The organism is Paenibacillus sp. J31R98 (assembly GCF_056269245.1).
Genome location: NZ_JBWDNO010000001.1, coordinates 1,331,591 through 1,353,607, shown reverse-complemented (window position 1 = coordinate 1,353,607; position 22,017 = coordinate 1,331,591). Strand labels below are relative to the sequence as shown.

Below are 22,017 nucleotides of genomic sequence, written 5' to 3'. Positions count from 1 at the left end.
TTAGGCCGTGATTTGAGCTGCGATGCCGTTCAATTCAGCCACGTCTTCGGCGGAAAGCTTCACGTTGGATGCACCCGCGCAATTAACGATGTTCGCCGCTTTGCTGGCGCCGGGAATTGGCAGAATAACTGGCGATAATTGAAGCAACCATGCAATTGCGATCTGCTGCGGCGATGCATCATGACTTCTGGCGATCCGCGAAAGCGTCTCATTGCTGCCGATACCTTGTGCGTTGCCCATGCCGTTAAGCGGGCTGTATGGTAGGAAGGCAATACCGAGCTCTTCGCAGCGCTTCAACACGTCCATGGACGAATGGTCAAACAAGTTCATACGGTTTTGAACAGACGCGACCGTTACAATTTGGCGGGCTTCTTCCAGCTGAGCAACGGAGACGTTCGACAGTCCCACGTGAACGATCTTCCCTTCCCGTTGCAATTCCGCGACTGTTCCCACGGATTCCGCAAACGGAACCTTAGGATCCGGACGGTGGAATTGATAGAGCGTGATTGCTTCTACGCCGAGCGCACGCAAACTGTCCTCGCACGCTTGACGCAAATGTTCAGGACGGCCATCGGTTTCCCAGCGTCCATCCGGACGAATGTGGCCGCCTTTTGTCGCGATGAGCACTTCAGGACGATTATGTAAAGCTTTGGCGAGCAGACGTTCGTTATGACCATTTTCGGTCGAATTCAAGCAGTACGAATCAGCTGTATCGAATAGTGTAATGCCTTGCTCCAACGCGGCATGTACCGCTCTGATACCATCTTCCTCTGAAGGGCGTCCGTTAACGGAGAGCGGCATGCCTCCCATCCCGATTTCCCCCACGATAATCCCCGTCGAACCTAGCTTACGTTGTGGTAGTGACATTATAAAACCTCCTTAGATCTAGTTATGAAGCTTCCAAGAGTAGTGAATAATTTCCATATTAAATATACCAGTTAAGCTGCTTCACTAATAGTACTGAAAAAAAGTTCATCTAGTTCCCTAAACTATATTGCAGGAGATTTGGAGAGAAAAGTCGAATATTGAACACTATTAAATACGGATTTAATTGTGTTCGCCTTCTAAGCCATTTTTCTAGATGAACATGACCTACATCACGTTAAATCAGGAGCGAAAATCAATGAATATAGCAGTCCAACATGAGGAAGAATTGGAAATGTTTCTGATATGGCTCAAAGATCGATCCTATTCGCAGGAAACGCAAAAAGGCTATCTCCATGACGTGCGGGCATTCTTGCGCAGCACCTCTGAGAAGCCTATTGAGACTTTACGTAAAATCGATATCATGTCGCATCTCACCAAAATACGAAACAGCGGCGCGGGAGATGGAGCACGCAACCGATCGCTATCCTCGATCCGTCTCTTCTTTAAGGTTATGATTGAGTTTAACCGGATCCAGGCGAATCCGGCTATCGAAGTACAGAAATCGAAAGTAGAAAAAAACAAGGTGCCGGTATATATAGAACAAAATAATCTTGGAGATTTACTTAAGAACGTGAATACCCGGTTTCAAACTCGAGACATTACGATCCTTGCTCTAATGGCCTACTGTGGACTCCGCGTTGGGGAAGTTCATCGACTTAACATCATCGATTTCAATGTGAATGCCGGTCATCTTGCCGTACTAGGCAAAGGCCGTAAGTGGCGGTATATTCCGCTTCAGCCGGCATTAGTCATGCTTCTTAACAATTGCCTGACCCAAAGATTGCAGCCTAGAAGAATCCAAGAGAATGCATTCTTCATCTCTCGCCTTGGCCGTCGTATTTCCAAAAGCGCGATTCAAGATGTGGCCGAGAAAACATTTGAGCTATTTAAACAAGAACATCCACAGTATAAGGATGTCGCATTATCCTCTCATAAATTGCGTCATTCATTCGCTACAAATTTGTTCGCAACCGGCAAGGTCGATCTGCGGACACTACAAGAGCTCCTTGGTCATGCAGATGTCTCAACAACACAAATCTACACCCACGTAAATGATCAAGCAAAGAAGGACGCAATGATGACCATCCTCCCCCTATTACCTCAAACGATCAACAGTGGATTTTGAAAACGTTAAAGCCCTGCCCGCATCTCGCCATTGTCTGGCGTCGCGGCAGGGCTTTTTCATTAGTCATTTAATAAAGTCATTTGCTTTGACTTCATTCGCCATCTCTTAATGCTGTCCATCAGCAATAAGAGGATTGGAATCATAAACATGTTTAGCGGCAGTATCCATGGCACCAATATCGATTGCCGATAATCATTCGTAATATGGCCTAGATTGGACGTTAGGATGACGCTCAGGAACACCGCAAAAGCAATAAACCAAACGAGCTTCTTCCAATTCCTCACTCTCATCCATTCAGCCAATCCGTTGCTTGTCCCAAACATACTCGCGGATACCGAGATAAAATGAGCGAATGCATAGATACAAATCGCAAAGGCATCCACATTCTGAATGAAATCAAGGATGGAAATCGTTCGAATGGAATCCACCCAAGGGATAAGCAATTCCGAAGCTTGATGTGGCCCAACAACCAATACGGATCCAATCGATGACAGAATGACCCATAACGCGGACAACCCTATTGCCCATAAAGCCGATTTCATCGTTTTCTTGGAATCGATATTCATCCCCATAATCATGAAGGGAACCATGGATCCCCCCATCACGTCAGCCAAAGCGGGAATCGCTCCTTTCAGCAGGTTTTCCCCTCCCGTATCCGAGTATATGGGCAGCAAATTGGACCATTCCATGACGTCAAACATGAGGAAGAACGGAACGAAACTAATCAGAAAATATAACGGACCAATAACTTGGCTGCAATAACCAATCGCAGTAATTCCCCCTCTGACGTTTACATACACGGCTAGAATCACGAAAGGAATCAGAACCATGAATGCCGGAGTATTAGGCAGCAATTTAAGGAAGACATAATCTACCCACTCTCTAAGCGTCACAGCGGTTAATAAAAACCAGCTTACGATATACAAGAAAGCCGCTCCTCTTCCGAGCCAATTACCTAACAGCCTACGAAACAATGCAGGGAGGGACTCGTCCTTCGACAACAAGCTTGCCTTGACAATGATAAACGTAAGCAGCATCGCGGTGATTCCCATTACAAGCGAGATGATCCACGCATCTTGATGTCCATATTGAAACGCTGGATTCAGTGCATAATGCACCTGAAAGCAAAATATGATCCAAAACAATTGGCTGCTTGAGAGCTTCAAGAGCTACCCCCTCATCGTTATGTCGTAATCGTTATCTCCCCCCCTTTTCTCCCATATGGCGCAAGGAAACCTTAGATAGAACCGTAACTTGGACTTCGGGAAATCGCTCATCCCAATTTCCCTTGAGTCGTTTCCACTTATCCGGGTACCTTTGGTGAATGACTTCGCCAACCCCGAACACATCAAGAGCGTATTTTTTCTGCACCTTATGGATCACATCGGAAGCTCGCTGCTGCACTTTCTTGTTGAACTCATCTTCCAAAATCCGAATATCTGCATAATTGGCTAATTTCAAGTCGGTATCATTCTCATCCAGCATGCCTTCGCCGCTAAGGGTCAGCTTGGCTTCTATAACTTCGCCTTTAATCTTCGTTTCAATAGATCGCCCCATATGATGCAAAGCTAATGTCGCTAGACCACCTCCTTGAGTTAAATACTCCGTAATCATTTGACTTCGCAGGTAATCCGATGCCCAGAGAGCAGCGATTGCTTCTTCATCCTGCAAATAACCGGCTAATTTCAATGATTGGTTGAGCAGGGCAATTTCGGTAATGACGGCTTCATCTTGATCTGGATTTGACTCCTCTTTTTCCCGTTCTTTCTTATCAGGATTGATCACCTGCAGAATCGCCCTCATACCATCGCGCTTCATGATTTCCTTGATGAAGATCATCGTCGTTTTTCGATCATCAATCCCCCTGAAATGGATTTGACGAATCGCTTGAGTGACGGGAAAAGATTCGAGCTCTGCCTTCTCTTTGAGAAACTGATTTGCGCTTGTCCCTTTGATTAGAAATAATTTCGCGCGTATGTTGCTTTCCGGATTGCGTCCGAACTCATCAAGCAAACTCCCAAATCCACGTAAAGCTGCTTTTTCACCGATAAAAATCGCATCACGGTGTCCAAGAAATATTTTCCGGGATAATTTGGATTGAACCCTCTGGAAAGAATCTTCTAGATTCTTGCCTACGGCTGATTTCACTAAGAAAGAGGCCCCTTTAACGCCACCATCCCCCACAGCCGCTTGAGGAATACTGATTTCCGCACTAATCAGAACTCGGTTATTAGGTGCCCAATCCAGCCCCGTCCCAATCCATATGGAACGCTGGTTAGGCTCAACCATATCCCAGCAGCCTGTAGTCGTCGCAAGAAGAAGCAGAACGACTACAACAACCGCGGAAGATAAGCATGGTTTATTCCATCTTTTCATTCGTTTTGTCTCCTCCGCCGCCAGCGCATTGTTCGGAGAGCAACGTCTCTCAGCTGTTTGAAATTCAGAGGTGCAACGGGCATGAGATAACGTACTCCGAACGATTCCAATGTCACCAGGTGAATTAGAATGGCGATCAAGCCTAAGGAGAGTCCATATAAACCATAGATTCCAGCTAATACGACGAGGAAGAACCGCAGCAGCCGAAGCGGAATCGAGAATCCGTAGCGCGGTATTCCGTAAGCGGCGATCCCGGTTAGGGCAACCACGATAACAATCGGCGCCGAAATAATGTTAGCTTTTACCGCTGCTTCACCAACCACGAGCGCTCCGACAATGCTTACAATCGGACCTAACTGGGATGGCATTCGAATGCCTGCTTCCTGCAGACCCTCGAAGATGAAGTCCATGATGACAACTTCAATAACCGTAGGAAATGGAGATTTCTCGCGTGCTGTTGCAATACTTTGATATAACGAGCCGGGTAATAATTCCGGATTGTACGCCGTCAAAGCGACATATAAGGCAGGAAAGATCAATGAAACCATCATCATTATATATCTCACGGCTTTTCTGGCTACGACAAAATCGAATCGCTCATAATGGTCATCCGCAGATTGCATGCCCGTCCAAAACGTAACCGGAAGAATCAATACGCAGGGGGTACAGTTTGCGATGATGGCTACTCTACCTTCCATAATGCTTGCAGCCGTCGTGTCGGGACGATCTGTTTTCTGAATTTGCGGGAAAGGCGACCATGGCGAGTCTTGGATATACTCTTCAATGTAGGAGGAATCCAGTATCGCCTTCAATTGTACGGTTTGCAGTCTTTGGCGCACATTCTCAACTAGACCATCGGCCGCAATCCCTTCCACATAAACGAGGACCAAATCCGTCTGTGTTAGCGTTCCGATCGTGAACGATTCCATCTTTAACCGCGAAAATGGAATTCGTCTTCTCAAGAGCGTTGTATTCGTCCGTAATGTTTCAGTAAAGCTGTCTCTTGGACCTGAGATGACATTCTCCGTTTTGGATTCCTCAATTGAACGCTTCTCAAAACCACTGGCATCGACTAGCAATGCATCACTCTCACCAGCTGTAATAATTGCGATATTGGCTTTGAGCACCCCTTGAATTAAGTCTTCCACTTTATTGACATTCTTTGTTTGCCCGAACAAGACCAGATGATCTCTAATCAGGCTGCCAAGGCTTAATTCCTTACCAGAGGCTATGGAATTCTCCGCAGACATCAGGAGATGATTCATGGATTGCTCCAATTGTTTCGTGTCCACGAGACCATCCACGTAAGCAATTAGAATTTCATCCTCATGCTCATTGGGAAGTGCTCTAATCACCACATCGGAGCAGTTCTTGAATATCCCCTTCAACATCTGCTCGTTTTCTCTTATGTTTGAGCTCAAATCCTGCTTCTCGCCTAGAGCAGTCTCTTCCGAAACAGAGAACATTCCCTTCATTCCTCGCCAAAATTTTCTAGCGTTATGTTGTCCAGCCTTCGTTCCGTTCATACTTTCCTTGAATCCTAGACATCGTGCGCTTGCTAGCTGATAACAAAGAAGCGCAAGGGCAACAGCCCCTGCGCTTTTCTATCTTATTAATTGCGATAAAACCGATTTCGGCAGTTTGCAAACCACACTATAAGCTGGGTTAAACATGTTGGCAATTTCATACTCCACTGCTTGGCCAAGCAACAAGCTGGCTTCCGAAGACGTTAAGCCGTAATCTTCCTGCAGCAGCCGATACATTTCGGTCGTTGCATGTTGAAGTGCCTGGTCAAGCGGCCGTGCATTGCCGATACAGAACCAATGCGTATCGGTTTCACCTCTCGGCCAGCCTATCATTTTTCCCTTTAGAACGCTAACTGTGAACCGAACATCCATCGATATTTCGAGCCCTGTACCGATGATTTCTCCATCGCCTTGCAAGGCATGGCCATCACCTAGATACAACAATGCACCTTCGGTAGATACCGGAAAATAAACGGTAGAACCTTCGACCAGTCCTTTATAATCCATGTTACCGCCATACTCGCCGCTCGTAGCAGTTGAGATGAACTGACCATTGGAAGGCGCTACACCAAAACAGCCTAGAAAAGGCCGCAGAGGCAGCTTCAATTCAATCAGCCCCGGCGATGGCTCCTTGAGAAAAGCTATCCCCTGTGAAACATCCACCGTCCAGCGAACGATGTCCGATGCCAGCAATGAAGCAGCAACATTGGGTTCGATAACAGCTGGGGCAATCATGTTGGTTGTCCAAGCCCAATCGCGGTTCGGAGTAATGGATTCGAATGTAACCGCTAGCGTATCACCGGGCATCGCGCCTTCCACATAGAAGGGGCCTGTCATCGGATTCCCGCGAGTAGCTGCGCTTTCGCCGAACATGTCCCAGCCTCTGGCATCGACTGTCGTCGTGATGACCGTATCTCCATCCCGAATCGTCAATACAGATGGATGTTGGCCTATCGTATTATAATAAAGCTGTGGTAAGAACTGATAAATCATAGCTACTCCTCCTCGTCAATTGGATAGAGGGGCTGATCGTCAACCATCAATTCACAAGCGAGATCGCATAGACATGGATGTCCGTGTTAGCCGGCATCGTTATGCTGGTGACCGTTTTCCCTGGCGTTGGCGATAAGCTGTATCCGAACACATAGAACGAACCCGTTCCCATAGCGCCGCTGATATGCGCGGACGACATCACCTGCATCTGGTAGGCTGTTGTATTCGGCAGCGCCCAGTCCTGCATGGAAACACCTATGCTGCTCGAACTTCCGTCCGAATAATTCAAGATAAAGGTTCCTGTTTTGTTGCCGTGGGTGCTGGCGCCTAATAGCTTGATTGCCGAATACCGGTTCGGAGGCAGTTGAATGGTCTGGCCTATTCCCTTGATCTCATTGTTCTGTCCATCCGTTGCCGGTCCAAGCGTATACTTGATTCCACTATACGTCGGATTCAGACTCAGCACGTTCGCCGAGTAACCATATCCCGCATCTCCACCAAAGCTGTTATTGCTTGGACTCGTGTCGCTCGCCCAGCCGTCTTCGTTATAGTAGGACGACAAATCTGCTTGCTGGGAGGAAACGAGCGAGATCGCGAAGATGTTGACGTTCGGGTTATTAGGCAGTGTAATACTCGATACGTTCCAGTCAGGCGTCGTTCTCAAGTAGTAGGCGTACATTCTTCCGGTTCCAGATGTGTCTCCGGAGGATGTATGCATGGAGGTGAAAGTCTTGGCAGCCTTCTGCCCCGTATAGTCGCTTGCTGCCCAGTCAGACATCACGATGTTGACTTGGTTCGAAACACTGCCGCTGCTGCTGTAGTTGATTTTGATTTCTTTTGCCAACTGACTTCCGTAGGTGCCTGCCGCAAGCAAGCGAATTTCGGTGTATTTGCCAGAAGGAAGAGAGATGGTTTGACCAATTGCTTTAATCGCATTGCACTCGGTATTAACTGTGCCATTGCAGTTGCCGTCATAATTCGGGCCCATTAAGTACGGTGTGTTCTCGAAGGTAATGGTGGAAGGAACCTGTTCAGCAGGGTAAGCGTATGGACCTCCGCTCCAACTAAAGCTACCAGGAGATGCATCCGTACTAATCGCATCCTCATTGTAGGCGCCAATTGCTTTCAGGTCGACCGTGGTAACGGCCGCAGGAGCAGGTGATTTCGTAATGGAACCGCTGGCAGGAACCGTCGTTTGAAGTAGCGCTACCCCTGTCGAGCTGCCGAAGGATTTGATCGTGGAACTCGGCGTCTTGACGGACCAATCTTTATAGGTCAGATTATCTGCTGTACGGCGGTTGCTCCAAACCGTGTTTGCGTTCAAGTTCATCCAGGCAGCATACTGGCTCTGGCCGTCTTGGTTGATCAGCATGTTCATGTAACGGGCAAAAATACCCTTGAATCCTGCTCCTGCCTCCACTCCATCCTCGGCGTCGAAATTCAAAATGTAGTTGGTGTCGGTGATATGGTGGTAGGAATAATCTGCAGCGGCAATTGCATCTTGCAGATATGAGGAATTGTTCGTAGCTTTATATAGATAGTGGGCTGCACCAATAAAGATGCCTTGATTATAGGAGAACTCCCAGCTATCGATTGTGGTGTTGTCGCTATGCAGATTGTCCATCACGCGACCATTCAAGAACAAGCGGCTCTTCTCCCAGCTGTAAAGATCTTGTGCCTTCGTCAAATAAGTAGAATCGCCCAGCGCACTGGATAAACGCACTGCCGCGATGGCCGCCGGCATGTTGTTACATGTATTCTTTGCAGTCTTGGCATAATCCCACCAAATTCCGCCGCCTAACTGTGTGTCGTAAGCCGCACTCCACACGCCGTCGAACGTATTCTTCGCAGCAGTCCGGTAGCTGGCGTTGCTCGTAATGGAGTACGCTCGCAAGAACGCGATCGTCATCCACATCGGATCATCCGTAAGTGTTGCAACATATGTCCAATCGTTCCCGTATTGCGCTAATATCGAATTCGCAAGGATTACGATGTAATTATAATAAGTGGTGCTGTTAGTCCGATCATAAGCATCTTCGAGCACTTCTAGCATGAGAGCCTGCTTCCAAAATTCATCTTTCGCTGATTTCGTCGTATCAATAGCAAATTGATTCGCAGAGGTCATCCAATACGAACTAATGAAGGAGTTCATTGCTGTGTCGGCGTCAGAGCTCGTGAATGCGTTAGCAGGTGACGCATATGTACCGGCAATTACAGGAAAGGCAACTAATACAGATAGAACAAGCTTTACGACAGCCGTTTTAAATTTCTTCAATTGATGGCTAAACATTCGTTAAGCACTCTCCTCAATGATTTAAATTTAAACAACACTGCCTACTGCAATGGACTTGATTGGACTTGGCGCTCACCCCCACTTTTTATGAAAGCCCTTACAATTAAAAATTATAGAAGAAAAGAATATTGCGCGTATGACAAAATGGCAGAATTCGTTATAGAATTCTGCCATCCTTTTATACTTATCCCGATGACCATGCAGCTTCAATCTGCTCCAACCATGACTTGGCACTCGCTTTAAACCCCTGGTAGGATTCTTCTCCCCAATGCAGATAAGACACCGAAATGAGCTCGACTGTTTCAAAGAGTTGATAATATAGCTGCTTGATATCAAATAAAGGTGACAGCTTGCGTAGGGTTGAATATCCTGCCATGAAAGCCTGCTCTATCTCCGACGAATCCGTGAATACGGAATGCAACGATTTGAAGTCGAACTCCGGATCGCCGGCAATCGACCACTCCATATCGAGAATAGCTGTAATTTCTCCATCTGCACAGAGCATGTTCGCAAAGTGATAGTCGTTGTGAATCAACGATGCTGTTGATATGCCACTGAATATACTAGCTGCTCTCTTAATTACGAAGATATAGCGCTCGGCTTCCTCAGGAGTTAAAATTCCCAGCTTCAGACAACGATCGGTTCTTTGCTTCATTCCCTCTACTAGATACTGCTGCCAGCTCTCATATTGATTATTAGACGAGAGAGCAAGCTCTCCAAACTTATCCCGTCCAATACCATGAATCTTGGCAAGCAATACGCCCGAGTTGTATACCAATTTGATTTTGGATTCATCGGTAGCCGTCTCCAACGCTTTCCATATATCCACTCCTGGCATTTTGCCAGTAATCAATATTTCATAGGGCAAATGCTCCCGGCTGTTATCAAATACATAAACATCTGGAACCGGGATGCCTTCCGATTTCATCATTAGAAGCGCTTGCTGCTCATTGTCAAATTTCGGGAGCTCCACATCTCTCGCATTTATTCTAACTACATAATGATCGTTAATGAAAATACAAGGATTCACGATTCCCCGATCCGAATATTCGATACGATCAATTCGTCCGAGACTATGTTTCTCGAAGATAGCTTGTATCGTTAAGATATCAAATCTCATCGATTTCATGGCATGTCCTCTCATTATTTCATCGTTTATTTCTCTAACGCATAACGGGTCGCGATAATGCCCGACTTGAAATTTCGACTGGACAGCAGCTTGAGCTTAATTTTCTCGTTGCCTTCGAATACCGATATGCCGTCACCTAGAACGACCGGACAAATTGTAAGCAGGAATTCATCGATCAGACCGAGCTGTAGCAGCGTCTTCGCCGCTCCCGGGCTGCCGAAGATGACGAGATCTTTGCCTGGCTGCTCCTTGAGCGCCTTGATTTCCTCTGCGATATTATCCTTGATCAGCATCGTATTGTTCCATTCCGCCTTGTCCATCGAGCTGGAAATGACGATCTTCTTCACATCCTCCACCCATTTAGCATGTTCCAAATCGTGTGTCGAAGCATTCGGATCGTCCAGCACCGTAGGCCAGTAACCCTCCATCATTCGATACGTCGTGCGTCCGTATACGGGAGAGCCGACTTCGGCTACAACTTCCTCGGCGTATTTCTCAAATTCCTCGTTGTACGGAATCCAACCGAGTCCTCCGTTCGAATCCGCTGCATACCCATCCAGCGACACATGCATGAACAATACAAGTTTTCTCATGTTTATTTCTCCTCCAATTTCGAATTGAATTCAAAGTCCAAGCTAAGGATGGTTTATCGTCCAAAAGCCCATGACACCATCAGTGGGAACTCTTCGCGCCACATCACATCGTCGTGTGACGCGACCCGCTCTCTCATTTCCACGTCGGCACCTGCATCGCGCAGTGCATTCGCCCACCGGGTCGCGTTATCGAGGAAGAACGGCTCTAGCGTTCCGGCGACGAGGTATGCGCGTGGAATCGTACTCGGCATCAACTCAGGTGGTCGATAACCACCGCCCGGTGAGGCGGAGAAGATCGAACCGAATAGGTCCGGATGCCGAAGGCCAATGGCGAGTGATAGTTCTCCACCCGCGGAGACACCGCACACCGATGTGCGTTCGGCAGTTAGCGTTACTCCGAAACGCGACTGGGTCCATTGGTACACATCCTCGACGAAGAACTTCTCGTGTGCCGCGAATCGTTCCGGGTTAAAGACTGGCGAATATTCATGGAGACGCAGGGTCTCATCGTCCAGTCGGTGCACGCCGACGATCATCGTGGATGGTGCGCCAGTCTCCTCGAGGACTCTGCCCCACTGCGAGATCAACTGACCGTCACCGGCAAATACGAATGCCTGGGGCGGGTCCGGAGGGATGTACACCGTAACTTGTCGACCACCATCGTACTCGAACGTCTCGGTGACGAGCTTTCCCGAAATGAATGACATTCTCGCTAGCCCCCTCTTAATTTGCTGCTAAGCTGAATAAACACAACCAATTATTTCCGATATACAATTAATTCGTTACAATCCCTGAATACCCTCCAAATTGATTGATTCCGTTTAAACTGTCACGATTTCATTACGGTTACAATAACACCGTCCGTATTGTTGCCCGATATTTCATAGCTTCCGATTGTCGGCACGTGAAGCGTCGTTTTCGAAGATACCGGAAAATAATAGACAACGTACGTTTTGCCCCCGACAACGGTCGTGATCGATTTGTGCTCTTTCAAATAGTCCAAGTATTCCTCGAACGCAAAATGATTGTCTTGCATGATTACGCTATGGGGAAGTCCGACATATCGAAAGTGCCACGGCTCGTTGATGACGTCTGTTATATACGTTTTATCCTCCGGATACCGGACGATGAACCCATACTTCCAGGCATTCTCTTTCAGCCATTTACCTTCCGGGGCGTCTTTCATCTGCCCTTTCGTCGAACCGATGTCTAGTGCCAGCCCTAAGTTATGCTCACTATGCCCGGGAAGCGCCGCGATATCCGGTCCGAGTTTGTCGCGCAGCGATTGCTGCTCCTTATCGTTTCGATAACCGCTGCTGATCATGAAATGATCGATTCCGTCTGCGGCGGCATCCTTAATCATTGAAGCAAATTTCTTTGTCAGATCGGGCGAGAGCCTTATCTTGGTATTCAACAAGCCGAAGCCATTCAGCAGTTCCTTATGCTCGTACAAGTTGACGGCTTCGGCATCCGCATCGTTGGGCGGTACAGCAAGTTCTTCATTCACGAGAAGCAAGTTGCCCTCGTGTACTTGGTTCTCGTCCACTTGGATCTCAAGCTCGTTTGTCCGCTCTCCATTCACCGATGATGGCGTTTCTGACGAGTTGCCCTTCCCAACTTGTTTGACCGGAAGCGGGGAATCGGGCACCGAAACCCGATTATATAAAAATCCTATTAACACCAATGCCCCTAAGAGTACAAGCCACTTTCTCATTCATCGTTCCTCCCTCATTCTTTCTCTAGGTTAAACGAAAAAAGTTAAAAAAAAGTGGCTGAAACACTTAAAGATTTATTAAACCGGAGTCGGGTGGACGCCTTACTATTCCCTAACACAAAGAAAAGCACTTCGTCATTCAAACGAAGTGCTCTTCCTATTCTCGGATAACTAATGGGTCACTATGACCGTCATTGTTATACTTGTTGTTGTACCGTTCGCATTTTTAAGCTCACAGTAGTAATCATATTTTCCGGCAGCACGTCCGGAGATCGTGCTACTAATACTTTGCGCTTTCGGAGTAACTCCTGTCAGCGGCTTCGTATCGATCAGAACTCCGTTCTCATACAACCGGTACTCCGTCGCATTGGTTCCCCACCACATATTCATGGTCACCTTGTAATTTCCGTCGCCATCCCAATTATCTTGGGAGAGCACCGGTTTGCCAGGTGCTGCATCGGTTACCGTAACGGTTAGCGGCTGACTTGTTGTCGTGCCGAAGTCATTAGTTAACTCCGCCGTATAGGTGTAAATTCCGTTTGCCTTGCCGCTAATCTTAAAGGTAGCAATTTGTGCGGATGGTGAGTTCTCTGTGAGAGTTTGGGTAGAGATGAGTACGCCATTCTCGTACAGCTTGAACACATCGCCATTATTCCCCCACCACATATTCATGGTAATCGCATAGTTGCCATCCTTGAGTCCGGAATAACCGTTATCACTGGACAGAACCGGAATGCCGGGAACGTCAGTATACTTTGGCTTAGCAACTTTGATGGTGAGTGCGCCTGTTTTGACTGTCCCGTTGAAATTCACAGTGACCTGAATAATCGCCGTGCCATCCGCAACTGCCGTTATTACGCCTTTAGCATCAACAGTAGCAACGGTTGGTTGACTAGTTTGGTAAGTAATGACGGCACCAATAAGCGAGGTCGGTACACCACTGCTTAATTTGCCTTGTAATTTCGTTGTAGCCGTGTCCCCAGGGCGAAGTGAAGTTTCATTCGCTGTCAGGGTTAATTGGTTAAGCTTATTAAGTGGAGAAGCTTTCAGAACAACAACCCCCGTATCGGCTCCAACGATATTGCTTGAAGGTTGCTGAATATTTACTGGCAATGTCGAATATGGACCCATACGATCAACCACATTATCAGTAAAGGTCACGTTATCCGAGTTCCGCACGAAAATGACGGAGGTTGGATCAATGCCTTTATCAGCTCCGTTATTACCCGGATCTTCGAGGTGTGTGTTCAGGAACTTATTGCCCCGTACAGTTGCATTCGTCACACTGCTGAGATTAAGGTTTAATCCATTCACGGAGTCAAATGTGTTGTTCTCGATAAGGATGTTGTCAAAAGCTCTCTTGCTGGTGATGTTTCCGGCTGCGAAGCCGATCGCACCAGCTTGATCAGACCATGGCATAAAATGATGATACCCGGTACCGATAATGGTATTATTGCGGATGATCAGGTTATTGGCAGCCCCTGCATGGGAATCGGTTACAACCTCAGGGGAAACGATGATAGCCTTGTCTCCACCGCGGAAGATATTATTCTCGATAAGGCCGTCGCCTGCTTTCAACAACATACCGCGACCAGGGCTGTATACTTCATTATTCCGGAAGATGAAGCCATTCCCCATCCGATCAGGTGAAAAGATAAAGTCCTCTTGCTCAAATGGAGATTGGCGATCCAGTTTGATCTTATAATACGTTTCTTCCGTAAATCTCCAAGGCGTCCAATCCGCAGCACTGTTTATTTTCTGCAATAGTGCAGGATCGATGTCGGCCGTTGCCTTAGTCACTTTCTCCACAGCAGCAACGATCGCTTCAGGCGAGGAACTAAATTGCTTCAGCCTGTCGCCCACCTTCAAGACTTGGCTTCCATCGCGAAGGACGATCGTAATCTCGTCACCTTGAACCTTCACAACACCGATGTCACCCGATTGGATGCTGAAGGAATCATCTCCGGCACTCTTAATGACGGAGTTTTCGACAATTGGGCCTGTTTTAGCGGTCTTAAATTGGATTCCATCCCAAACAGCTGTCAGCAATGGTAATTCCGTTCCTCCTCGTGGAGCGGGACCAGGAATCAGCTTGAAGCCATCAAGAACCGTGCCTCCCTCGCTGCCGGCTTCCAGAAAACCAAAGCCTGGAGCTGTATGAAGCGTGACATCCTTAAACACAATGCCGCTGCTGCCTCCAACCGTTATCGCATGCGGGATGCCGCTTTCTTCCGGTCCTCCTGCTAAAGTCACCGGATCACCTGCAGCTACATTGGTGCCAACACCTGCTAATGAAATGCGTATCGTACCATCATCGTTCCAGCTTGCAGATGTGCCCCACAAATGATTAATGCGATGCTTCTGGAAGTGGGTTTGCGGATCATATACCGTTAGCCTCGAATAGAGCTTACGAGGGTAGCCTGCATCCAGCTTGATATCCACGTATGACAGATCCGCAGCAACGGTTTTCACATGACCTTGCGTAAACGGAAGCGGATCATAGTTAATCGTCATCCCTTTAATGGTTACATTGGAGCTGTTTGAAATCGACAAGGCTCTCGTTAGGGTAGTCCCGATTACCGTAACCCCGTCAGCGATAATCTTCAGATTATGAGCATTGTCGATCGGCATTAACTCGCTGCCTTCCCTTAGACCAATCCGATACGTGTTTGGCGGAATGACGAGCGTTCTCTTATCCTCTGCAATGGCTTTCTTGATCATTTCCTGAATATCCATGACGAGCAGCAGTCGTTGAATCATATCAATAGCCTGAGATCTGGTAAACGTTGCATGTGGCTGGAATGCACTCGGACTCGGATCGTTCGGCAGAACAACACCAAGTTTACGATCTGCCTGAACATACTTCAGAGCCCAATCGCTAATCGCGTCATAATCCTCCAGATCACTTATGTCTCCAAGCACAGCATCTTGTTCCATCGCAAAGTTGTATCCGTTGATAAGAATAGATGCTGCTTCCTCTCTCGTTAACGGAGATTGGGGATGAATATTCCCGTTGTCCAGCAAATGCGCATCAATAATGTCATTGTCGTAAGCACTTTGCAGCATTCCAGCGGAAGAATTATCAGCGGTTACATCATTAAAAATTCCCTGATACGGCTTAACGGGCAACTTTAACGCTTCAGCAAGCATGAAGATTAACTCGACTCTGGTTGTTGCGCCTTCGCCGTCTACTGTTAGCTGGGCTTGATCCATTAATCCTCCATCAGCAGTCGTTACTGTAATTGTTGCAGTACCCGGACCAATTACTTTTACCGATCCGTTATTAACCGTTGCGACCGCAGAATTGCTTGATTTCCAGTAGAGATGATTATTCGTTACATTAGAAGGTAATATTGCAGCTTGCAGCAAGACGTTCTCCCCGATGCCAGGAGTAAGATCATGCCGATCCAAAGTAACCTGGGTTGGTGAAATCGTCTCTGACACTTCCTTGAATCTCAGCGTTGGATCCCACACAATATCATCGAAGCCATTCGCATGATTCTCACCGCTATTTGCGATGAAATAAATACGATCTCCTTTAAGTACAGAAGTCGTTACATCCGGGAAGTTGATCGTTTCCCCGCTATCAATCGACGCCCATTCCTCGCCGCCTGGCCAGATCTGGGTATCGTTCTTCATAACCTTTAATCGTGCACCGCCGTATGTATCTTTGTGAATCGTAATAGGCTGTGCAGCACTTATCTTCAACTCTCCTGTTTCAGGAGCAATGAAGGTACGGGACGTATCGGCCTGAGTGCCTGGTGTTAATAGATTGCTCGATATTTTGCCATAATCCCAATTGTTGCTCGTTTTCCACCAGCCGCCTCCGCTGAAGACAGGGAGATCCACGAATTCATCAGTGCCTAATAGCCGGTATTGGTTGTGCCAATTATCAGCACCCTGCTGGCCAGAGAAGCTTGCTGAAGCCTTGTATAGCGGATATCCGACTGCTGTAATCGTACATGTATCCACTAATCCACCGTCCTGCGTAGTCACGGTAATCACGGCCGTACCGCTTGATAGTACCGACACGATGCCGTTAGTAACCGTCGCTACGTTCGCGTTGCTCGATGACCATATTAACCTTGAATTGGATACGTCAGCGGGAGTGATTTCCGCATTCAGAGTTGTCACATCACCTACATTCAAGGTCAATTCATGCTGGTCCAAGGTAACTTCTGTTGGTGAGATCACCTCAGTGATTTCCGAATATGTAATGACCGGATCCCATCTGATATCATCCTGCCCGTTCACATGATCAGCACCGCTGTTAGCGATGAAATAAATACGGTCGCCTTTCACGACAGTAACTGTCAGATCTTGAGAATCAATCGTCTGGTTCGCATTAAGTGATTCCCATTCTTTGTTTTGCGGCCAGATTTGAGAATCATTCTGCATGATCTTCAGTCTTGCACCGCCATATGTTCCCGGGTTAATCGTAATTGGTGCGACAGTCTTAATAACCATCGTACCTGATTCCGGTGCAACAAAAGTACGGGATGTATCGCTTAAGGAACCTGGCGTAATTTCATTCGTCGCAACTTTCCCCCAATCCCAGTTGTATGGCGACTTCCACCAGATATTGCTGGAGTTAACAGGAAGGTCTACAAATTCTGTTGAATCAAATGTGCGGTACTGATAATGCCAATTATTCGTTCCCTGTTGACCGGAATACCCCTGTGATCCCTGATATACCACTGAGGTGTTCTCATCAGCAAATGCAGTCGAGTTTGCGGGTATGATACCTGTGAATAATAACAATGCAGTCAAGAATAGAGCTACTCGTTTTCCTCTGCTGCCACTCTTCATCAATAACCTAACCCCTCTTTTGGGCTCACGCCCAGAATTTGTTCGAACGTTAACTCCTCCTGTTGTTTCGCAAATCGATAAAGCGCTTACAAGTTTAGAAAACACCTCCTTACACGGAGTTTGAACAGTCCAAGCACACGACCAAGATGATCTGTGCTTCAAACTTATCTTACTGATTTATAGTTTAAAATACAACATTAAATTAACTATTTAAATTTAATTTTAGTATAAATTTAGGCTCAATAAAAAAAGGCCTGGTTCTCCCAGACCTTTCTCTACGACCTATTCTCTTGCAGCCGGCAACTTTCCGGTACCTCTTCTCCTACCTCATGTATTTTGCGAATGAATACTTCCCAACTCTTGAATACGTCCGCCGGTCTACTGTCTCGGTCCAGATATCTATGACAGCACTAGTTTGCTGGTAAGCCCGACACATATTTCCTTCTCTGAATGGAAATGTTAAGGCATAAGGAGTGAGCATGATGGCAATGAATTCTCTTCAGAATAGGAACATTCCGGAGGAATCCGTCGGCCTGAAGCCGGAGTTCGATTATTACGGACCTCTCAGCGGAGTGCTTGTCGAGAATGAGACGAAGCTGCATACCATATTCGATAAATGCGGCGACTGCAAATTCCATCGCTTTCAAATTGCCACGACTTGCGAGGCTCTGATCGTTAATTTGCCGGGACTGATTAGTCACGAGTTACTGGAGAAATCGGTAATAACGCCGATGTTCTCGCTGGATACCATCTCGGAGGACGACCGACTCGACATGGCATCCTTCATGAGATACAGAGTACTGCATTCCCTCTCGATCGTCACGGTAGCTTCATATGAAGAGACCGTGAACGGCATTCTATCTGGCAATACGGCCATTCTGTTCGAGGGCAACGCCGAAGCAATCCTGATCGAGACGGCTTATCTCCATGACCGTACTATCACGGAGCCGAATTCGGAGCTCACTCTCCGGGGTGCGAGAGAAGGATTTATCGAGAATATTCAGACCAATATGAGCATGCTTAGACGAAAAATCAAAAGCGAGCGGTTGAAGGCGGAACCGGTCACGATTGGCGACATCACCAAGACTCAGGTCGAGATCGTCTATCTGTCGGGCATCGTGAATCTGCAGGTTCTTGACGAAGTCAAACGCCGCCTTGCTACGGTGAAGCTGGACAGCGTTCTGGAGAGCGGCTATTTAGAGGAATGGCTGGAGGATACACCGTGGTCTCCCTTTCCGCAGGTGCAGAATACGGAACGCCCCGACGTACTCTCCGCGAATCTTCTCGAGGCTAAGGTCGGCATATTGGTAGATGGCTCGCCTTTTGCGCTGATCGTCCCGTTTGTCTTCTGGGGCGGGCTGCAGGCGGCGGAAGACTATTACGAACGCTTCATCTATGCGTCGTTCATTCGTATTCTTCGCCTAGTGCTGCTGGTGCTTTCCTTGATGCTGCCGTCGATCTACGTGGCGATAACAACCTTCCACCCTCAGATGATGCCGACTAGTCTGCTGCTCAGCTTCGCATCGGCAGTCGAGCCTAGCCCTTTTCCGGCGCTGATCGAAGCATTACTAATGGAATTTCTTTTTGAGGTGCTGCGGGAAGCAGGCATACGGCTGCCCAAGCAAGTCGGTTCTGCCATTAGCATCGTCGGCGCTTTAGTCATCGGGCAGGCCGCCGTCCAGGCAGGCATCATCTCCGCTCCCATTGTCATCGTTGTATCGCTTACCGGTATCGCTTCATTCGCCATTCCGCGATACAGCTTCGCTATTGCGTTCCGGATCTTGCGTTTTCCATTGCTAATCGTATCCGGTCTCTTCGGGATCATAGGGCTGTCAATCGGGTTAATGTTAATTCTCATCCATTTGGTGAATTTGGAGTCTGTAGGCGTGCCTTATCTTAGCCCGGTTGCACCGGTTAGCCCTCATAATTTAAACGATGTCATTGTCCGAGTCCCGCGCCGCTTCTTACGCGAGCTGCCTGCCGCCATTGCAGGGCGAAGAAAATGGCGCTATCGTCAAACGAAAGAATGAACGATTCGGGCGCGGGTATCGAATAAGGAGCGAAACGCAATGATTCGAATATTGGCGATACTGCTCGCCTTCGCGTTTATACTACCGCTTACGGGCTGCTGGAGCAAGCACGAGCTGAGAGATGTGGGCCTAATAATGGGCTGGGGAATGGACATCGACAAGAACGGATCTTATGTCGGCTCGGCGCAAATTGCAATTCCATCGCGAATAAGCCTAAGCCAAGGCGGCAGCGGGAAGGACTCGCCGCCCTATGTTACGCTCAGCGGAAAGGGCCAAGATATTCTGGAGGCGGCGTCGGATATCCAGCTGAAAACATCTCGCTTCCTGTTTGCCGGCCATCGGCAAAATATCTTTATCGGGGAAAAGCTGGCTCGTTATGGGCTAAATGAAATTCTTGATGAATACAGCCGCAATCCCAACGTTCGACTTCGAACCGATATTTTTGTCGTCAAGGACGGGACGGCCAAAGAGATTCTGAATGCGGATCAGCCCTTCGAGCGCGAGCCTGCGCAAGAATTCAGCAAACTGTTCGGGACGATCTCTGGAACCCGGCTAAAGTCTTTTCTTCAGCTGCTGCAGGACGCCGGTGAAAGGGGCAGCTGCGTGTCCATTCCGGCCTTCACTTCCGACCTCAGAACCGAACAACACCATATCTACAAGTGGGCTGGCGAAGGCGTTTTCAATGAGAATATGCAATTGATCGGCTATTTGGACCCGATGGAATCGCAGCTGTTAATGTGGATACAGAATCAACATCAGCCCAACTTCTCCTACACCTTACCCGTGAAATCCGAAGGCGCGGTGGCCTCCGTGGACATCCAGCATTTGAGGGGCCGCATCAGCAGCTCTGTAAGCAATAACAAACTAGCCTTCCGCGTCGCGTTGACCGGCAAGGCCTTCCTTCGGGAGAATGAATCCAAGGTCAATCTCAGCGCCGATGATGAATTGAAAATCCTTGAGCAACAGCTGAACCAGAGCGTCAAAAGCGATGCGGAAAAAATGATTGATCGCGCTCAGAAAGGGCTTCGATCCGACGTCCTGTATTTTGGCAAACAACTGCACCGCGAACATCCTTACACGTGGAAGCGGCTGAAAAACAACTGGAACGCCGTTTATTTTCCAAATGCGGAGGTTACGGTGGATACGCGCGTCGCCCTCGTCAAAATTGGCTTGACGGGTACTCCCCAGCATCTTGAGCGAAGGCAGGTCATTCCATGAAATCCGATTACTCCATGACATCCAATCAGATCATGTGGCTGCTAGCTACGATGAATTTCGGTACCACCGTGCTGCTAAGCTTTACCGGGACCATTACAATCGCAGGCCAGGACGCTTGGATCGCGGTTATTTTATCGGGAGCGTGCTCTCTTCTTCCGGCGTTCGTCGCACTGCGCCTCGCCTGCCTCTTCCCGGACAAGACGCTCTGCGAATTTAGCCAGATCCTTCTTGGCAAATGGGTCGGTAAGCTGATCGCTCTCGTTTATTTGGTCATGTTGTTGTTGATGATTTCCTTCGTCCTTAGACAAAGCGCCGATTTTGTCACTATCGCCCTGCTTCAGGATACGCCTATTTCGGTTATAAGCGGATTAATCTGCCTGCCTTGCTTATATCTAGTCTTGTTCGGTCTTAAGTCGCTGGTCCGTTGCAGTGAGGTAATCGGGCCGGTCGTATACGCGCTCGTTTTGATTCTGCTCATCGTGCTGGTGAAAGACGTCAACCTGCACAACCTGCAGCCGGTTTACGCCGATACCGGGGCGGCGAATATTATGAAGGGATCGGTTGGCATGATGAGCTATTTATGCGAGTCCGTACTGTTGCTCCTGCTGCCGCCTTTCATGGGTGATTCCGTTAAGGAGAAGCGCCGAGGATTTATACTTGGAATTTTGATCGCTTGGCTGTTCCTGTCCTTGTTCTTGCTTTTTGTCCTCATGATATTCGGTCCCGATCTCTCCAGCAAAATGTGGTATCCGGCTTATGGAGCGGTTAGGTATATATCCTTGGGAGGCTTTATCGAGCGTGTTGATCCGATCGGAGTATTGATCTGGATGTATTGCATGGTAATTAAATTATCCTTATTTATACTGATGGCTTCCTATAATCTGTCTAAGTGGCTTCATCTGAAGAAATGGAAAAGCAGCGTATGGATCATCGTTGTGGCGGGATATGTAGGCTCGCTTCTTCCGCATAATATCATCAACATGCAGAAGCTTTTCCCCGAGCGGCTTTGGCTCCCTTGGATCTTCCCCATCACTCTGGTGCTCATTCCCCTGCTGCTATGGATGACATCGATAATTCGGGGGTGTAGGATTCCGGACCCGGGAAGAACTTGAACTTACGCCAAAGTCCTCGCCCGGAGCACATAGAAACGGCAGCCAGCATCGTGGCTGCCGTTTCTTTCATGAACAATCAGATAAGATTACATTTTTTAACGTTGTTTTATTGACGTCCGTTCATTTAAGATAAGGGAGCTCAAAAAACGGTTGTCATACAAACTTTTTAGG

The 22,017-nt window shown here is 47.9% G+C and carries 14 protein-coding genes and 2 pseudogenes; 4 read left to right on the top strand and 12 right to left on the bottom strand.

What is annotated here, in order from left to right; translation table 11 throughout:
* The gene (locus tag AC0YNX_RS06015) at positions 1 to 867 is read right to left on the bottom strand and encodes an aldo/keto reductase (RefSeq protein WP_475814719.1); all 867 of its coding nucleotides are present in this window, start codon (positions 865 to 867) and stop codon (positions 1 to 3) included.
* 256 nt (positions 868 to 1,123) lie between these two features.
* Here AC0YNX_RS06015 and AC0YNX_RS06010 point away from each other — a divergent pair, with 256 nt between their 5' ends.
* The gene (locus AC0YNX_RS06010) at positions 1,124 to 2,053 is read left to right on the top strand and encodes a tyrosine-type recombinase/integrase (protein ID WP_475814718.1); all 930 of its coding nucleotides are present in this window, start codon (positions 1,124 to 1,126) and stop codon (positions 2,051 to 2,053) included.
* A 59-nt stretch (positions 2,054 to 2,112) separates the two neighbouring features.
* Here the strand turns inward: AC0YNX_RS06010 and AC0YNX_RS06005 are convergent, their stop codons facing one another.
* The 11 genes and pseudogenes from AC0YNX_RS06005 to AC0YNX_RS05955 form a co-directional block, all read right to left on the bottom strand.
* Positions 2,113 to 3,219 carry a GerAB/ArcD/ProY family transporter gene (locus AC0YNX_RS06005; protein WP_475814717.1) on the bottom strand — a complete coding sequence of 369 codons (1,107 nt, stop codon included), beginning with the start codon at positions 3,217 to 3,219 and terminating at the stop codon, positions 2,113 to 2,115.
* A gap of 31 nt (positions 3,220 to 3,250) precedes the next feature.
* Positions 3,251 to 4,429: a Ger(x)C family spore germination protein gene (locus AC0YNX_RS06000; RefSeq protein WP_475814716.1), complete on the bottom strand. Its 1,179-nt coding sequence runs from the start codon at positions 4,427 to 4,429 to the stop codon at positions 3,251 to 3,253.
* Positions 4,426 to 5,820, bottom strand: coding sequence for a spore germination protein (locus tag AC0YNX_RS05995; RefSeq protein WP_475814715.1), 1,395 nt, complete (start codon positions 5,818 to 5,820; stop codon positions 4,426 to 4,428). Before AC0YNX_RS05995 ends, AC0YNX_RS06000 begins: the two co-directional genes overlap by 4 nt.
* A gap of 213 nt (positions 5,821 to 6,033) precedes the next feature.
* Positions 6,034 to 6,948, bottom strand: coding sequence for an acetamidase/formamidase family protein (locus AC0YNX_RS05990; protein WP_475814714.1), 915 nt, complete (start codon positions 6,946 to 6,948; stop codon positions 6,034 to 6,036).
* Positions 6,949 to 6,994: 46 nt separating this feature from the next.
* A complete protein-coding gene (locus AC0YNX_RS05985; protein WP_475814713.1) occupies positions 6,995 to 9,238 on the bottom strand; it encodes a glycoside hydrolase family 76 protein in 2,244 nt (747 codons plus the stop codon).
* A 187-nt stretch (positions 9,239 to 9,425) separates the two neighbouring features.
* Positions 9,426 to 10,361: a phosphotransferase family protein gene (locus tag AC0YNX_RS05980; RefSeq protein ID WP_475815191.1), complete on the bottom strand. Its 936-nt coding sequence runs from the start codon at positions 10,359 to 10,361 to the stop codon at positions 9,426 to 9,428.
* 35 nt (positions 10,362 to 10,396) lie between these two features.
* Entirely contained in the window at positions 10,397 to 10,963 is a 567-nt protein-coding gene (locus AC0YNX_RS05975; RefSeq protein WP_475814712.1) for a dihydrofolate reductase family protein, read from the bottom strand.
* 53 nt (positions 10,964 to 11,016) lie between these two features.
* On the bottom strand, positions 11,017 to 11,670 hold the full coding sequence (locus AC0YNX_RS05970; RefSeq protein WP_475814711.1) for an alpha/beta hydrolase: 654 nt from the start codon (positions 11,668 to 11,670) through the stop codon (positions 11,017 to 11,019).
* Positions 11,671 to 11,792: 122 nt separating this feature from the next.
* Entirely contained in the window at positions 11,793 to 12,677 is an 885-nt protein-coding gene (locus tag AC0YNX_RS05965; RefSeq protein ID WP_475814710.1) for a M15 family metallopeptidase, read from the bottom strand.
* 171 nt (positions 12,678 to 12,848) lie between these two features.
* Positions 12,849 to 13,382 (bottom strand): annotated as a pseudogene (locus AC0YNX_RS05960) (chitinase N-terminal domain-containing protein); the annotation flags it as partial.
* A gap of 105 nt (positions 13,383 to 13,487) precedes the next feature.
* A pseudogene (locus AC0YNX_RS05955) lies at positions 13,488 to 17,075 on the bottom strand (Ig-like domain-containing protein); the annotation flags it as partial.
* An 890-nt stretch (positions 17,076 to 17,965) separates the two neighbouring features.
* Here AC0YNX_RS05955 and AC0YNX_RS05950 point away from each other — a divergent pair.
* From AC0YNX_RS05950 to AC0YNX_RS05940, 3 genes are read left to right on the top strand one after another with little or no spacing between them, the layout of a single operon-like run.
* On the top strand, positions 17,966 to 19,516 hold the full coding sequence (locus tag AC0YNX_RS05950; RefSeq protein WP_475814709.1) for a spore germination protein: 1,551 nt from the start codon (positions 17,966 to 17,968) through the stop codon (positions 19,514 to 19,516).
* A gap of 39 nt (positions 19,517 to 19,555) precedes the next feature.
* Complete coding sequence (locus AC0YNX_RS05945) at positions 19,556 to 20,734, top strand: Ger(x)C family spore germination protein (RefSeq protein WP_475814708.1); 1,179 nt, start codon at positions 19,556 to 19,558, stop codon at positions 20,732 to 20,734.
* 14 nt (positions 20,735 to 20,748) lie between these two features.
* Positions 20,749 to 21,846, top strand: coding sequence for a GerAB/ArcD/ProY family transporter (locus tag AC0YNX_RS05940; RefSeq protein WP_475814707.1), 1,098 nt, complete (start codon positions 20,749 to 20,751; stop codon positions 21,844 to 21,846).
* The last annotated feature ends 171 nt before the right edge of the window (positions 21,847 to 22,017 follow it).

Coding starts and splice junctions, on each gene's coding strand:
- AC0YNX_RS05950 (WP_475814709.1), top strand. CDS start 17,966: ATGATGGCAATGAATTCTCTTCAGAATAGGAACATTCCGGAGGAATCC.
- AC0YNX_RS05975 (WP_475814712.1), bottom strand. CDS start 10,963: ATGAGAAAACTTGTATTGTTCATGCATGTGTCGCTGGATGGGTATGCA.
- AC0YNX_RS06000 (WP_475814716.1), bottom strand. CDS start 4,429: ATGAAAAGATGGAATAAACCATGCTTATCTTCCGCGGTTGTTGTAGTC.
- AC0YNX_RS06010 (WP_475814718.1), top strand. CDS start 1,124: ATGAATATAGCAGTCCAACATGAGGAAGAATTGGAAATGTTTCTGATA.
- AC0YNX_RS05970 (WP_475814711.1), bottom strand. CDS start 11,670: ATGTCATTCATTTCGGGAAAGCTCGTCACCGAGACGTTCGAGTACGAT.
- AC0YNX_RS05965 (WP_475814710.1), bottom strand. CDS start 12,677: ATGAGAAAGTGGCTTGTACTCTTAGGGGCATTGGTGTTAATAGGATTT.
- AC0YNX_RS05940 (WP_475814707.1), top strand. CDS start 20,749: ATGACATCCAATCAGATCATGTGGCTGCTAGCTACGATGAATTTCGGT.
- AC0YNX_RS05985 (WP_475814713.1), bottom strand. CDS start 9,238: ATGTTTAGCCATCAATTGAAGAAATTTAAAACGGCTGTCGTAAAGCTT.
- AC0YNX_RS05980 (WP_475815191.1), bottom strand. CDS start 10,361: ATGAGATTTGATATCTTAACGATACAAGCTATCTTCGAGAAACATAGT.
- AC0YNX_RS06015 (WP_475814719.1), bottom strand. CDS start 867: ATGTCACTACCACAACGTAAGCTAGGTTCGACGGGGATTATCGTGGGG.
- AC0YNX_RS05990 (WP_475814714.1), bottom strand. CDS start 6,948: ATGATTTATCAGTTCTTACCACAGCTTTATTATAATACGATAGGCCAA.
- AC0YNX_RS05945 (WP_475814708.1), top strand. CDS start 19,556: ATGATTCGAATATTGGCGATACTGCTCGCCTTCGCGTTTATACTACCG.
- AC0YNX_RS05995 (WP_475814715.1), bottom strand. CDS start 5,820: ATGTTGAAGGGGATATTCAAGAACTGCTCCGATGTGGTGATTAGAGCA.